This is a genomic window from Halomonas salipaludis, from assembly GCF_002286975.1.
GTDB classification, from domain to species: domain Bacteria; phylum Pseudomonadota; class Gammaproteobacteria; order Pseudomonadales; family Halomonadaceae; genus Franzmannia; species Franzmannia salipaludis.
In genome coordinates this window covers 231,951-246,379 of sequence record NZ_NSKB01000004.1, presented here as the reverse complement: position 1 = coordinate 246,379, position 14,429 = coordinate 231,951, and the positions used below count along the sequence as shown (strand labels likewise).

The window sequence follows — 14,429 nt, the reverse complement described above, 5'->3', positions numbered from 1 at the left end:
GGAATAATAAGCGGGAAGTTGAGGGGCGCTCATGAATAAGGTCTATCGCATCGTATGGAACCGTGCGCTGGGACGGTCAATAGTGGCGCCGGAAGTAGCCTGCCGACGTGGTAAAGCCGCTACACAGCAGGGGCTCGCTGAACGCAGCACAAGTGCTCAAGCCATACAGCGGCCCCCGGTTAGTGCACGGCCACTGTTTTCTATAACACTTGTGACCTTCATGGCTACAGGGGGGGGGACACTATCAGCGCCCAGCTTTGCTGCCCAGAGTGCGGTGTTGGAGGGTAGCGGTGATGGCTTGCAGGTGGGCGACGGAACAGAGGCAAGTGACGACGGGTTGACAACGCTTTACTGGGCAAACCCCTTTGTGTTGGACGGTAGCGTGCCAATTGACTACTCAGGTGGGTTAACTGTTCCTGGGGCGGTGGCTATTGGTACAGATGCTCAAGCGACATCTCCCGGGTCTGTTGTCATCGGTGCTAACTCGATTGCTGAAGCTCCCGCAACCAACCAAGGTGCGTCAACGGTCATTGGTGCCTATTCGTACGCTGGCAGCAATAATAACGTCGTGCTGGGCAACCGCGGGGTTGCTATCGGCTGGGCAGCCATGGCGATAGGGCGGGAGTCAGCCTCTACCGGCAGAAACGCCATTGCCTTTGGTAATGTATCGGCAGCCATTGGCGATGGCGCCGTGGCAATGGGGCAGTCGTCTCTTGCCTCCGGGCAACGTGCCATTGCCATTGGCTCTGCGGACTCTCAAAGGGACTACTCCGAAGACAATACACAGGCCAGTGGTACTGATTCACTTGCTTTCGGTACACAGGCCGTAGCGAGTGAACAAGACGCCATTGCCTTTGGGCGCGAGGCCGGTGCTGCCGGTGAGCAATCTGTCGCGATCGGTACACTAGCGGATGCCGCGGCTAGTCGCGCCGTGGCGATTGGCAACGATACTCAAGCCGAACTGAGTGCCACTGCCATTGGCGATCAGGCGTCTTCTGTCGGTGAGCGTTCTACGGCAATTGGCTTTTTAGCCAACTCGCAGAGTGCTGACTCGGTGGCAATCGGCCATCAAGCGGCGGCAACCGGTATTAACGGCTTTGCCATGGGCCTGGAAAGTCAGGCGTCTGGGGTAGATTCATTAGCTGTAGGCACGGGGGCGATCGCCTCCGGCGAGCAAAGTATCAGTATCGGTTATCAAAACGAGGTCAGTGGTGACCACTCAGGGGCTGTCGGTGATCCGAATATCATAACCGGTAGCGGTTCTTATGCGCTGGGTAACGACAATACCATCGATGCCGATGAGGCCGGTGCCTTCGGCAACCGCAACGTGTTAGCGGAGACCGCCACCGGCAGCCGCCTTATCGGTAACGATAACGATGTCGATGTCGCCGATGCCTTCATACTCGGCAATGACGCGGACGTGACGGAAGAAGGGGGTGTCGCCTTGGGTTCCGGCTCGGTTGCGAGCACGGCGTCCGGCATTGCCGGCTATGTTCCCGAGGGCGCCGATGACACCGCTATCCTGTCGACGACCTCGACCCGCTCGGCGATCAGTGTCGGGGATGCGGACGCTGGCGAGTATCGCCAGATCACCGGTGTGGCGGCCGGTACCGAGGACAGCGATGCCGTCAACGTGGCCCAGCTGCAAGGTCTTGCCGACACCCCGTTGACCTTCGGCGGCGACTCTGGCGAGACCCAGCGTCGCCTGGGCGAAAGCCTCAATATCGTTGGCAGCAACGCCAACCTCAGCACCGAAGTGACCGACGACGACGAACTGCAGATCGCGCTGAACGACGACTTGGCACTGGACAGCGTAACCATCAACGACGGCGGGCCGGTGATCGACGGTGGCGGCATCGATATGAGCAATACTCAGATCGTTGGCCTGGCCGACGGCACAGAAGACGACCATGCGGTCAACCTGGGGCAGCTCAACGAAGTCGGCGACGTAGCCAGCCAGGGCTGGGACGTACAGACCAATGCCGATGCGTCGACCAATGTGGCGCCCGGAGATACGGTCACCTTCCTGGATGGCCAGAATATCGAGATCACCAGCGACGGCCAGGAGATCAGCGTGGCCACCGCCGATGACGTCGAATTCAGCAACGTCGAGATCAGCGAAAATCTCACGGTGGAAGGCGACACACTGCTGGAAGGCGATCTCAGCGTCACCCACGAGGGCGACGAAGTGTTCAACATCACCGAAGGCGATACTGTCTTCGGCGGCGATAGCTTCACCATCGCCGAGAACACCACAATCGACATGAGCGACAACCGCATCACCAACGTTGGCGATGCGATCGAGGAAGGCGACGCGGTCAACCTCGGCCAGGTCACCAACCTGACTGAGGAGATTGCCGACACCCCGCTGACCTTCGGCGGTGACTCTGGCGAGACCGAGCGTCGCCTGGGCGAGACGTTCAATATCGTGGGCAGCAATGCCAACCTCAGCACCGAGGTGACTGACGACGACGAACTGCAGATCGCGCTGAACGACGACTTGGCACTGGACAGCGTGACCATCAACGACGGCGGTCCGGTGATCGACGGCGGCGGTATCGACATGGGAGGCCAACAGATCGTCGGTCTGGCCGACGGCACCGAAGACGACCACGCCGTCAACCTGGGGCAACTCGACCAATCCATCGATGAGAGCACCACGCGCTATTACAGCGTCAATGACGGTGGAGTGATTGGCGACAACTACGACAATGACGGTGCCTCCGGTGTCAACGCCATGGCCGCTGGCGTCGGTGCCAGCGCTACACAAGAAGATGCCGTGGCCCTCGGGCGAGAGGCGCAAGCGAATATTGTCGGTGGTGCAGCGTTGGGGGCTGAGTCCATCGTTGATCGTGAGACGGCGCCCACCGACGGCGTGATTGATGCAGGGTCGGCGACCATTACCTACAACACCAACGATCAGGAACTGCTTGGCGCTGTCTCCGTCGGGCGTGATGGCGAGGCGTATCGTCAGATCACCAACGTCGCGGATGGCACGCAGAATCAGGATGCGGTGACCATTCGCCAGTTGCAGGGAGCGATCTCCTCGGTGACGCAGACTGGCACCCTCTACTTCCACGCCAACTCTGCCGATGAGGATGGCAGCAATGATTCGTTGGCAGTGGGGGAGGAGTCCATCGCCGTCGGTCCCGATACCATCGTCAACGCCGATCGCGGCATCGGCATGGGGGATGGGGCATTGGTCGAGGCCACGGCCCCGGGGGGAACGGCGATCGGCCAGCAAGCCTATGTCTCCTTGCCCGATGCGATTGCCATGGGCACCGAGTCCGAGGCCACCGGCGAACAGTCCATTGCGCTGGGGGCCGGAGCGGTAGCAAGTGACCCCAGTAGCGTGGCGCTGGGCGGCAACGCCGTGACCTCGGCCCCGGTGGGCACCTCCGGGACCACCATCAATGACGTGACCTATGAATTTGCTGGCAGCGATCCGGTGGGCACCGTCAGCGTGGGTGATGAAGACCAGGAACGTACCATCACCAATGTGGCGGCGGGACGTATCGAAGAAGACAGCACCGATGCCATCAATGGTTCGCAGCTTTACACCACGCATCAGGCGATCGAAGAAACGGGCGATTTGCTTATTGAGATTGCCGGCGATACCAGCGAGACCTACGTCAACGAGAATGGGCGCGGTATTCGCTATGCGCGCACCAACGAGAATGGCTTGGCCGAGAGCGACGCCTTTGCACAGGCGCCGGGTGCCACGGCAGTGGGCTACGAGGCGACGGCGACGGCGGCGGATGCGCTGGCACTGGGGCGCGATGCCCAGGCTGATCACCAAGGCAGCGTCGCCTTGGGTGAGGGGGCGCAAACGAGTGAGGCGGTCGGTACGGCGAGTATCGACATCGCCGGTCAAACGTATCAGTTCGCGGGTGCTGAGCCTGTGGCTACCGTGAGCGTGGGAGCCAATGGTGCCGAGCGTACCATCACCAATGTCGCGGCCGGTCGCGTGAGTGCCGATAGCACCGATGCGATCAACGGCTCGCAGCTGCACGCCACCAACCAGGCCGTGGAAAGTATCGAGGGGCGGGTCGGTGAGGTGGAGGGCGATGTCACCGAGCTCGATAACCGGGTGACCAACGTCGAGGGCGACGTAGCGAATCTCGGCGATAGCTTCGAGGAATTGAACGACCAAGCGGTGAAGTACGACGTCAATGATGATGGCAGCGTGAATTACGACTCCATCACGCTGGAAGGCGATGAGGGTACGACCATCACCAACGTGGCGGCCGGCGAGGTGTCGGAAGAGAGCAGCGATGCAGTCAATGGCAGCCAGCTATGGGAGGTGCAGAACCAGGTCAGCAACATCGAGGAGGGCGGCAGCAAGTACTTTACCGCCAACTCCGAGGCGGCTGCGGCTCAGGCGGAGGGTGACGAAAGCGTGGCAATGGGGCCCGAGAGCGTGGCGGCGGGGGACCACAGCGTCGCGGCAGGTGACGGCGCTCGGGCGGAGAGTGAAGGCGGTGTAGCGCTGGGGGCTGGCTCGGTAGCCCAGCGTGAAGGCATGGATGGCCAGGAAGAAGCCTTCTCCGGCGAGTCGGTCGCCTCGACCCAGGGCGCGGTGTCGGTGGGCAGTGAAGGCAGCGAGCGGCAAATCACCAATGTGGCCGGCGGTACCGAAGCCACCGATGCGGTCAACGTACGGCAGCTGGAATCGGTGCAAGCCGGTTCGGTGAACTACGACCGCGACGGCGACGGCAACGTGGACTACAGCTCGGTCACCTTTGGTGAGGAAGGCACCTCGACACGGCTGCGCAATATTTCAGCCGGTGTCGAGGATAGCGATGCGGTGAATCTGGGCCAGATGCGTGAGCTCAGCCAGCGCTTCGAGCAGCAAATTGGTGGCGTGCATAGTCGGATCGACGATGTGGAAGATCAGGCCAATGCCGGCACCGCAAGTGCCATGGCCATGGCCTCCGTCCCCCAAGCGTACAAGCCTGGCAAGAGCATGCTGGCGGTGGGGGCCGGTACCTACAACGGTGAGTCGGCGGTCTCCGTCGGCGCATCGCGGCTTTCCGACAACGGTCGTTGGGCGGCGAAGCTCAATGTCTCCGGCGACTCTCAAGGCAACTTCGGTGCAGGGGTCGGTGCGGGCTTCCACTGGTAAAGCAAAGGGGCATAGGATGTTCAACAACGCAATGTTTCGCAGGCTGCCTCTTGGCCTTGGTCTTGTCGGCATGCTGGCTGTGGGGATGCAAGGTTGCGCCTCTCCCGGGAGCCTGGGCGAGGAGGGGGAGGTGAGTTTCCCCGATCTCGACAGTTCTTACCTCGACACGGGGGATTTCATCGCCCCCGAGGCCATTCATCGTATCTCGGAGGGGCAAAGCAAGGAGCAGGTCAGGCGGTTGCTGGGCGACCCGCACTTCAATGAAGGATTCTTCGCGGTTCGGGAGTGGGACTACGCGTTCAATTTCTATACCGGCGAGGGCAACGAGTACATCACCTGCCAGTACAAGCTGTTGTTCGACCGAGACATGCGGATGAGCGAGACACATTGGCATCGTCCCGAGTGCGCGGATTTCATTTTTCCGGTTGAGGTGGACGCGTCGGATGCCGATGAGAGGGCGCATGAAGTGACGCTCTCGTCGGACATCCTGTTCGCCTTTGACAGTAGCGAATTGCGTCTGGAAGGCCGGCGTGGCCTGAATGAGTTAGTGAGCATTCTGGCGCGCGACTTCGTGAGCCCCAGTCTGCTGATCGAAGGTCATACCGATCGGCTGGGGGAGGTCACCTACAATCAGGTACTGTCCGAGCGTCGTGCCGCCGCGGTGAAAGCGTATCTGGTGGCACAGGGAGTGCCGGCGTCGACGATCAATAGCCGCGGTCACGGGGAGCGTGACCCGATAGTGACGTGTCCAGGGCAGAGTGCGACGCCTCTGCTCAAGCAGTGCTTGCAGCCCAATCGACGCGTCGAGATAGAAATTAACGAATAACCATCAGAGGCTTGATGGAAGCTAAATTCAGCGACCGCTGCAATAGCAATCAGGGGGAATGATCATTGACATGAAACGTATCTCTATATTCTTCATGGCGCCTCTGTTGCTGACAGGCTGTCTTCCAGAGGATGGCAACCCTGACGTGGATCAATCTGAGATATGTATAGCCAGCAGCGATGAGCAAGCCTTGGAATGCCCTGAAGGGGAGCTTTTTTTGGCACGTTTCGTCGACATGGATAATGCTATTAGTGCTTATCGGACACTGAATACCGCTGCCCTGTACTGTGACACCAATCACGCCATTTTCAAGACGGATGCCGGTGTGCTATGTGTGCTAACGCATCAGCGCTTTGATCTTCTTGTCGCAAGCAATGACATGTCTCCTGTATCGCCTGGTGCTATGGAAAGTGATGAATCGGAGGACAGGCATGAAGAGCTGGGGGAATAGGCGAGCTGGTGATTGACTCCCATACCAAATGTACACTGATGGTCGGTGGGGCTGCTATGATGAAGCCACTCCAAAAGGGAGTAATGAGGGACTCCATGAAGTTGACTCTGATCTTAAGTGTGGTGATTGGCTTGTACGCCACTCAGGTGTTGGCAGATTATGAGAAAGGGGTCATGGAGTATAGGAGGGGCAACTATGCCTCCGCTATCCATGAGTGGCGGCAGTTAGCCGAGCAGGGAGATACCCGAGCGCAACACAGCCTAGCGATGATGCATGAGAATGGCGATGGAGTGGCGGCCAGCGAAGAGGAGGCGAAGAAGTGGTATAGATTGGCGGCCGACCAAGGGTACATGCCAGCGCAGCTTAGCTTGGCTGAGTTGCATATGCGTAGACAAGGAGATGACACTTCTTTCGTCGAAGAGGCCGCACTGTGGTATCGGCGTGCCGCCGAGCAGGGCAGTGAAGCGGCCCAATTCCAACTGGGGCTCTTATATCTAGAGGGGCGCGGCGTTGCGCAGGATGACGGGCAAGCGGCGGTGTGGTTCGAGGCCGCTGCGCAACAAGGTGTCACGAACGCTCAGAACAATGTGGGCAGCATGTACGAAAATGGGCGTGGCGTAGAGCAGGATTATAGCAGAGCTTTCGAGTGGTACGAACGTGCCGCGAGAGCCGGTGATGCCTATGCGCAGAATAATCTTGGGGCTTTATATGCTCAGGGGCGGGGCGTTGAGCAGAACCATGCCTGGGCCGTCTTCTGGTTCGCAACGGCTTTGCAGAATGGTAATAGCATTGCCGCGGGAAATATCGAGCCGAGCTTAGAAGGGCTAGAGATGCGCCAAGTCTCTAGTGCGCAGGCTAACATAAGGTCAGGCAACTCTACCGAGCATGATGTCGTTAGTAGTGCGGAGTATGGGGATGAGTTATATGTTTTGGGGAATATCAATGAGTGGACCCAGGTCTATTTCCCAAAGGAAAAAGTATTGGGTTGGATATCATCATCTCTCATGGAGTAATGAGTTCGCGCATGTACAATATGTGACTTTGGTATCAAGTGAGATAGATAGCCTGTAATTAAATATCGTGTCATTTAACCTTGTTTGGGTCTTGCTTTGATGTTAAACATGCGTGCTGTTGAACATACACCCAGAAGGAAATAGCCAGGCGGCCCGTGCTGCTGTGCTAGGCTCTAAGATTATAGATAAGAGATTGTTTTTATTTTACTCTATATTTAATTCACTGATGAGTCTGTCACGCTTTGAAAGCTCGTGTTCGGCAGTGGTTCCCGACGTTGTTGCGCAGGCGTTGATCAGACATTCAGCCATCGCCATGTACGCCACTATGCTATTGGAAATGAATCTCGATTCGTGGGGTACCAGTATTGCAAAGTCCGAATATGTAACGAGCGGTGAGCTCGTGTGGTCTGTGAATGTGATGGTCTTTATGTTGTTGCTTCTGGCCACTTTGCATACTTCAGCCACGTGCTTTGAATAAGGCTGGCAGCTCGCTGCTATAAGGACATCGTCCTCCGTCATAGTGGCCAGACTTTCTGCCACGTTAAAGCTGGCATCACATAGCAAGCTGACATCAGCACGAATCATGCCTAAGCCGTAATTCAAAAAGCTAGTAAAGGAGTGGAACTGTCGTATGGCGTGGAGGCGGACATGGCGCGCCTGCATAACTGTTCTTGTAAAATTTTCAATGTCTCCAGTACGAATTTGACGCTGTGCGAGTTCAATGTTGTAGTGGTGCTCATTGCTCAATGCGTATGAATTTAAAAGAAAATTGTCCTTGTCAGCATCTAAAGCAATCTCTGCTTGATGTCGATAGAAACTATGAGATGAGTCGGCACTAGGGCTTAGCAATACACGTTGTAACTCACCAAATCGCTGATATCCGAGTGCTCTTGATAACCTTGAAATAGTTGATGGGTTAACATCAAGCTGTGTGGCCAGTGTCGAAATAGAAAGTAGTGATTGATCACCCTGTAAATCCACTAGTTGCGAAAGCGCTTGTTGAGCCTTCGCTCCTAAATGAAGCTTACTCTGTCCGCGAGCGATGGCTATGGATAAGGCTCTTAATTCTTCTATGTTTTTCGGCGGGGCATCAATGGCTTTCTTTCCTTTCTTCACTATATGATCCTTTATATGCAGTACACTAATAATATTTTTAAATGGGCAAGCGACGATGAATTGGGTGGCCAGGGGAAAGTGTTATGGAAGAATGGGGCTTCATCGTGGGAAGATATGCACCAACAGTGGCAACACAAACTCTAAATGGCGCCCCCTTCAGGATTCGAACCTGAGACCTTCCCCTTAGGAGGGGGACGCTCTATCCAGCTGAGCTAAGGGGGCGTGAGGACGGTATTATAAGCCTCTGATGCGCCGAGATAAACCCATTGGGTTCAGTGTTTCAGCGGATATTCGGGCGGGGTGTCATCGCTGAGGTAGCGTCGGAACATGGTTGTCTCGTCCACGGGGTTGCCGATATGAAAGCCCTGGCCGAGGTCGCAGCCCATGGCGCTCAGGGTGTCGAGCTGGGTCTGCGTCTCGATGCCCTCGGCCAGCACGCTGCGCTGCATGGCGTGGCCCATGTGGATGATGCCGCTGATGAATTGCTGGCGGTCCTGGCGGACCTCTACATGGCGGGTGGCCATGCGGTCGATCTTGATGGTGGTCAGCGGTAGTTGGCTGGCGTAGGTGATCGACGAGATGCCGGTGCCGAAGTCGTCGAGGGCAATCTTGGCGCCCAGCTCGCGTGCCTCCTGCAGCAGGCTTGCGGCCAGTTCCAGGTCGTGGAACTGGGTGGCCTCGAGCACCTCGGCGACCAGAAACGGCTCGTCGAGAGCGTACTTGGCACGGGTCGCCGACAGCGCCTCGATGAAAGCACCGGTCTCGATCTGGTCTTGGGACAGGTTGATGGCGATCATCACCCGGTGACCGGCATCGCGGAAGCGGCGTGCCACGCGGCCGGCCTGATCGACCAGCCAGCGACCGAACGGCAGGCTCAGCGACGACTGGGTGATCACATCGATGAAGTGCTCCGGGCCGAGTACGCCCTTAATGGGGTGGTGCCAGCGTGCCAGGGCCTCGAAGCCAACGATTTCATGGGCCCGCAGGTCGAGGATTGGCTGGAAGTGGAGCGCGATCTCGGCGTCTTCGAAGGCCGCCTTGACCCGCGAGAAGGCGTCCTGGGTGGCGTCTGCGCCGCCGACGGCGTCGGCAAAGGAGATGCGGTTCTTGCCCAGCTGCTTGGCGCCGTACATGGCCGTATCGGCGGCGTCGAGCAGGGCGCTGCAGCTGACCTGGTGGTCGCTGGTGAAGGCAATGCCGATCGAGGCCGAGATCTCGACGCGCTGGCCGTTGTCGAGTGCGAAAGGCTGGGTGAGGTCGGCAAGCACCTTGTCGGCGACCTTGCCGGCCTTGGCCTGGGTGCCGAGCCCGGACAGCGCGATCACGAACTCGTCGCCACCGAAGCGCGCAGTGAGGTCGTTGGCGCGCATCAGCCGCTTGAGCCGTCGGCTGATCTCTATGAGCAGCTCATCGCCGCTGGCGTGGCCGAAGCTGTCGTTGATCGGCTTGAAATCGTCGAGGTCGAGAAACAGCACCGCGAGGCCGCTCTGGGTAAACTCCAGACTGGCCAGTTGACGCTCGAGCAGGGTATTGAAGTGCTCGCGGTTGAACAGGCCGGTGAGTGGGTCGTAGCTGGCCATGCGCTCGAGGCGGGCCTGATTCAGCCGGCGCTGGGTGATGTCGCGAAATACCCCGATGTAGTTGACGATCTCGCCGCTGTCGTTGCGGATCGCTGAAATCGTGGTGTTTTCGATCAGCTGGCTGCCATCCTTGCGGGTGTTCCAGATATCGCCGGTCCAGTAGCCGCGCTCTGCCACGGCGGCGAACATGCTCTGATAGAAGCCGGAGTCATGCTTGCCCGACGACAGTAGATTGGGCTTCTTGCCGAGCACTTCGTCCTGGCGGTAGCCGGTGAGCTCGCTGAACGCGGGATTGGTATCGATGATGCGCTTATCGGCATCGGTGACCAGGATGCCGTCATGGGTGTTGCGAAATACCGCATCGGCGAGCTTCATGCGCTGATGGGTGTGCTCGCGCTGGGTAACGTCGCGCTGGATGCCGACCAGGTAGCGGCGGCCACTCTGACTGAACAGCGGCGCCAGGCTGAGCTCGTTCCAGAACGGCGTGCCGTCCCGATGGCGGTTCTCCAGGGTTACCGTCACCGGCTGGTTCGCGTCCAGCGCGCGGCGGATCGTGGCAACCGCCGCTGGGTCGGTGCTGTGACTTTGTAGCATGCAGTACGAGCGGCCGATGACCTCCGCGTAGCGATAGCCGGTCAGACGCTCGAATTCGCGATTGACGAACAATAGCGGGCATTCGCTCCGCTCGCCGTCGGCGATGGAGATGGCAAGCCCGGGGATATCGAGCAGGATGGCAAGCGAGTCGGGCAAGGCGGCAGGATGGCCCAAGTGTGTGTCCTAATCCAAGCGTAAGTAATTATAGTGGTATCTAATGTAATTATGATGTTTCCAGGGCCCGCATGATAGAACATTGCGGCCGGCGGATGAAGGAATTGCCTAGCGGGGCAGGATTCATGCCATGTTGAGTTATTACGACCGAGCTTGGGGAGACCATGCAGCTGGATGACTACCAATGCCATGACGCCAGCGGCCTGAGTGCGCTGATTCGCCGCGGCGAAGTGAGTCGTGAAGAGGTGATGGCGGCCGCATGCACGCTGATCGAGGCTGCCAACCCCAGCCTCGCTGCGGTGGTGCGCACGCGCTTCGACAAAGCCCGTGAAGAGCTCGCGCGAGTCCCCGCCGAGGCGCCGTTTGCCGGGGTACCGCTGCTTACCAAGGATCTGTTGATGGCCATCGAGGGCGAGCCCATGGCCTGCGGCAGCGCCGCGCTGCGCGATTGGCGTGCCACCGAGGACTCGACCCTGGTTAGCCGGCTGCGCCAGATGGGGTTCGCCATTCTTGGCCAGACCGCGACCCCGGAGCTGGGCCTGATGGGCATCACCGAGCCCAGGGCCTTCGCCCATCCGCGCAATCCCTGGGACCCCAGCCGCTCGCCGGGCGGCTCCAGTGGCGGGGCCGCCGCCGCGGTGGCTGCCGGCTTGGTGCCGCTGGCCATGGCCGGCGACGGCGGTGGCTCGATCCGTATTCCGGCCAGCTACTGCGGGCTGTTCGGCTTCAAACCGTCGCGCGGGCGGGTGCCGCTGGGGCCGATGTACGCCGAGGTGTGGGAGGGCGCGGTGGTCGAGCACGCCGTGACCCGCAGCGTGCGTGACAGCGCCGCACTGCTCGATCATATCAATGGCATGGACAGCGGTGCGCCGCTGCCGCTTGGCCATGAAGACGGCTTTCTCGACGCCATCCGGCGAGCGCCAGCGCGCCTGCGTATCGCCGTGTCGCTGGGTGAGCCGCTGGGCCGCTCGCTGGGCACTGAGCTCGACCCCCAGGCCAGGCTGGCCGTCGAGGACACCGCTCGGCGCCTCGCGGCACTGGGGCATCACGTCGAGTGGTGCGATCCGCCGGTGGACGGCGAGGCGCTGGCCGACAGCTACCTGACGCTCTATCTCGGCCATCTGGCGGCGGATCTGGCCTGGATCGCCGCCGAGACCGGCGTGGCGGTAAGCAGGCTCGACATCGAGCCGGCGACTCGTGCCGTGGGCCGCCTGGGGCGTCAGCTCAAGGCTCGCGACTATGTGCTCGGCAAGCGCCACTGGAACCGCGTGGCCCGGGATATGGGGGCCTTCCACCAGCGCTTCGACATGCTGCTGATGCCGGTGGCCGCGGGAACGGCGCCGCGTCTCGGTGAGCTCTACCCCTCGCCGGCCCGCGAGCGGTTGATGTCGCTGTTGGCACTGCCGGGGTTGCCGCGGCTGGCGCTCGAGCTTGGCATGCTCAAGCGCCTGGCCCGCGACGCCCTGCGCCACACGCCCTATACCCAACTGGCCAACCTCACCGGCCAGCCGGCGATGTCGCTGCCGCTACACGTTACCCCCGGTGGCCTACCCATCGGTGTGCAGGTGCTGGGTGCGATGGGCGACGACCGCCGCCTGCTGCAGCTGGCCGCCCAGCTCGAAGCTGAGGCGGGCTGGGGCGAACGCCTACCGCGGCCCTGGCCGCCGGGCGCGGATGAACAAACCCCGGCGGCCGGCTAGAATGGCCTTTCCACTTCCCGGCCCGGACTGCTGATGGCCTCTCGACCCACCGGCGCCTCGCCTGCGCCGCTCTCCGCCCACGGCGACCGCCACTTCGACGGCCTGGCCGAGAAGTTCGCGTCCAGTCTCTACGGCCACCCGCGTGGCGAACTGCGCCTGACGCTGCTCGACCATCTGCTGCCCGAGCTGCTTGACCTGCATCAGCAGCCGCTGCTCGACGTCGGCGCCGGCCTCGGCCAGATGGGCGCCTGGTTTGCGCGCCGCGGCCATGCCGTGACCCTCAGCGAGCCCGCCGCCGAGATGCTCGATGAGGCGCGCCGGGTGCTGGGCGAGGAAGCACTCGCCCCGGCCCCGCGGTTCTTGGCGCTGCCGCTGCAGGCGCTGCCTGAGCAGGCCCCGGGGCCCTGGCCGTTGATCGTCTGCCACGCGGTGCTCGAGTGGCTGGGCGACCCGCGCCAGGCGCTGCATACGCTGAGCGGGCTGCTGGCGCCGGGTGGCCAGCTGAGCCTGATGGTGTTCAACCGCGACGCGCTGCGGCTGTCGAATATCGTCAAGGGCAATCTCGACAAAGCGCTGGCCGACCGCCTGGCTGGCACCGGCCAGCGCCAGCGGCTGACGCCGATCTCGCCCATCGCCCACGCCGAGGTGGTCGAGTGGGCGGGGGAGTGCGGCCTCGACGTCGAAGGCAGCGCCGGAATTCGCGTTTTCCACGATTATCTGCGCCAGCGCGACCCCGACCCCGAGACGCTGGCCAAGCTCACCGCCCTGGAGCTGCGCCACTGCCGTGATGACGCCTACTGGCGTCTGGGGCGCTATCTGCTCTATACCCTGCGCAAGCCCGAGGAGCCCACTGCATGACCGCCGAGACCCCCGTCTGCCAGCTGCTGGCACGCCAGGATCACGACTACCGCGACTGGCTGTGGGTAGCGCCGCCGCGTGACGCCTGGCTGGAGAGCGGCAGCGGCCGGCTGCTCTCCGCCGACCACGGCGTGCTGGCCGCCTGGCGAGCGCAGGGGCGCTCGGCCTGCGGCCCCTTCGACGCCTGGGGCGAGCCGCCGGGCGCGGTGCTGTTCTGGCCCAAGAGCCATGCGCTTGGCGAGTGGTGGCTGCTGGCGCTGTGCCAGCAGCTGCCGGCGGGCACGCCGCTGCAGGTGGTGGGCGAGAACAATGGCGGCGTGAAGCGTGCCCTCAAGGTGCTGGCGGCGCTGGGCTTGGGCTGCCGCAAGCGCGACAGTGCGCGGCGCTGCACCCTGTTCGAGACCCGCCTGGGGGCGGTCTCGCTGGACCCCGAGCTCGCCTGGCAGCGCTTCGAGGCGGCGGGGCTCACCCTGGTCAGCCACCCCGGGGTGTTTGGCCACGGCAAGCTCGACGACGGCACCCGGCTGCTGCTCGAGGTCCTCGAACGGCAGCCGGATTGGGCCGGGCAGCGGGTGCTCGACGTGGGCTGTGGCGACGGCATCCTCAGCGCCTGGCTGGCAAGCCGCGGCGCCGCGGTGTGCGCGGTGGATATCAGCGCCTTCGCGGTGGAGGCCGCGCGGCGCACCCTGGCCGCCAACCAGCAGATCGGTGAGGTCATCGGCAGCGACGTCTACGCGGCGCTGCCGGCAGAGGTCTGTTTCGATGCAATCGTCAGCAACCCGCCGTTTCACCAGGAGCGTGACATCGATTACGGACCGGCGGCGCGACTGATCGGCGAGGCCCCGGCGCGCCTCACGGCGGGCGGCAGCCTGACGCTGGTGGCCAACGCCTTCCTGCCCTATCCGGCGCTCCTCGAGCGGGCCTTCGGCGGTTTCGAGATCCTCGCCGATGATCGACGCTTTCGGGTTTATCGGGCCAGAAAAGGCTAGAAA

9 protein-coding genes, 1 tRNA gene and 1 pseudogene are annotated in these 14,429 nt (G+C 61.5%); 8 read left to right on the top strand and 3 right to left on the bottom strand.

Features of this window, described 5'->3' with window-relative positions:
- Window positions 1-31: 31 nt before the first annotated feature.
- From CK498_RS26875 to CK498_RS11630, 5 genes and pseudogenes are all read left to right on the top strand, one after another.
- A pseudogene (locus CK498_RS26875) lies at window positions 32-148 on the top strand (ESPR domain-containing protein); the annotation flags it as partial.
- A 234-nt stretch (window positions 149-382) separates the two neighbouring features.
- Window positions 383-5,125 (top strand): YadA-like family protein, encoded by a 4,743-nt coding sequence (locus CK498_RS11645; RefSeq protein ID WP_229359052.1) that lies wholly within the window; start codon window positions 383-385, stop codon window positions 5,123-5,125.
- Window positions 5,126-5,141: 16 nt separating this feature from the next.
- Window positions 5,142-5,951, top strand: coding sequence for an OmpA family protein (locus CK498_RS11640; RefSeq protein WP_176475783.1), 810 nt, complete (start codon window positions 5,142-5,144; stop codon window positions 5,949-5,951).
- A 70-nt stretch (window positions 5,952-6,021) separates the two neighbouring features.
- Window positions 6,022-6,402, top strand: coding sequence for a hypothetical protein (locus tag CK498_RS11635; RefSeq protein ID WP_095621026.1), 381 nt, complete (start codon window positions 6,022-6,024; stop codon window positions 6,400-6,402).
- Window positions 6,403-6,497: 95 nt separating this feature from the next.
- Window positions 6,498-7,415 (top strand): SH3 domain-containing protein, encoded by a 918-nt coding sequence (locus CK498_RS11630; RefSeq protein WP_095621025.1) that lies wholly within the window; start codon window positions 6,498-6,500, stop codon window positions 7,413-7,415.
- 204 nt (window positions 7,416-7,619) lie between these two features.
- Here the strand turns inward: CK498_RS11630 and CK498_RS11625 are convergent, their stop codons facing one another.
- From CK498_RS11625 to CK498_RS11615, 3 genes are all read right to left on the bottom strand, one after another.
- A complete protein-coding gene (locus CK498_RS11625) occupies window positions 7,620-8,531 on the bottom strand; it encodes a MurR/RpiR family transcriptional regulator (protein ID WP_229359051.1) in 912 nt (303 codons plus the stop codon).
- Between the two features lie 145 nt (window positions 8,532-8,676).
- Window positions 8,677-8,753, bottom strand: a tRNA-Arg gene (locus tag CK498_RS11620).
- A 50-nt stretch (window positions 8,754-8,803) separates the two neighbouring features.
- Window positions 8,804-10,879 (bottom strand): putative bifunctional diguanylate cyclase/phosphodiesterase, encoded by a 2,076-nt coding sequence (locus tag CK498_RS11615; protein ID WP_095621024.1) that lies wholly within the window; start codon window positions 10,877-10,879, stop codon window positions 8,804-8,806.
- 164 nt (window positions 10,880-11,043) lie between these two features.
- Between CK498_RS11615 and CK498_RS11610 the strand changes: the two genes are divergently transcribed.
- The 3 genes from CK498_RS11610 to CK498_RS11600 are packed head-to-tail and all read left to right on the top strand — an operon-like array spanning window position 11,044 to window position 14,426.
- A complete protein-coding gene (locus CK498_RS11610; protein ID WP_095621023.1) occupies window positions 11,044-12,579 on the top strand; it encodes an amidase in 1,536 nt (511 codons plus the stop codon).
- A 33-nt stretch (window positions 12,580-12,612) separates the two neighbouring features.
- A complete protein-coding gene (locus CK498_RS11605; RefSeq protein ID WP_095621022.1) occupies window positions 12,613-13,437 on the top strand; it encodes a methyltransferase in 825 nt (274 codons plus the stop codon).
- Window positions 13,434-14,426: a class I SAM-dependent methyltransferase gene (locus CK498_RS11600; RefSeq protein WP_095621021.1), complete on the top strand. Its 993-nt coding sequence runs from the start codon at window positions 13,434-13,436 to the stop codon at window positions 14,424-14,426. The genes CK498_RS11605 and CK498_RS11600 overlap by 4 nt, the downstream gene beginning before the upstream one ends.
- The last annotated feature ends 3 nt before the right edge of the window (window positions 14,427-14,429 follow it).

Bases quoted from the DNA above. Each gene is read 5' to 3' on its own strand.
- CK498_RS11640 (WP_176475783.1), top strand. From the start codon at position 5,142: ATGTTCAACAACGCAATGTTTCGCAGGCTGCCTCTTGGCCTTGGTCTT.
- CK498_RS11635 (WP_095621026.1), top strand. From the start codon at position 6,022: ATGAAACGTATCTCTATATTCTTCATGGCGCCTCTGTTGCTGACAGGC.
- CK498_RS11630 (WP_095621025.1), top strand. From the start codon at position 6,498: ATGAAGTTGACTCTGATCTTAAGTGTGGTGATTGGCTTGTACGCCACT.
- CK498_RS11610 (WP_095621023.1), top strand. From the start codon at position 11,044: ATGCAGCTGGATGACTACCAATGCCATGACGCCAGCGGCCTGAGTGCG.
- CK498_RS11605 (WP_095621022.1), top strand. From the start codon at position 12,613: ATGGCCTCTCGACCCACCGGCGCCTCGCCTGCGCCGCTCTCCGCCCAC.
- CK498_RS11600 (WP_095621021.1), top strand. From the start codon at position 13,434: ATGACCGCCGAGACCCCCGTCTGCCAGCTGCTGGCACGCCAGGATCAC.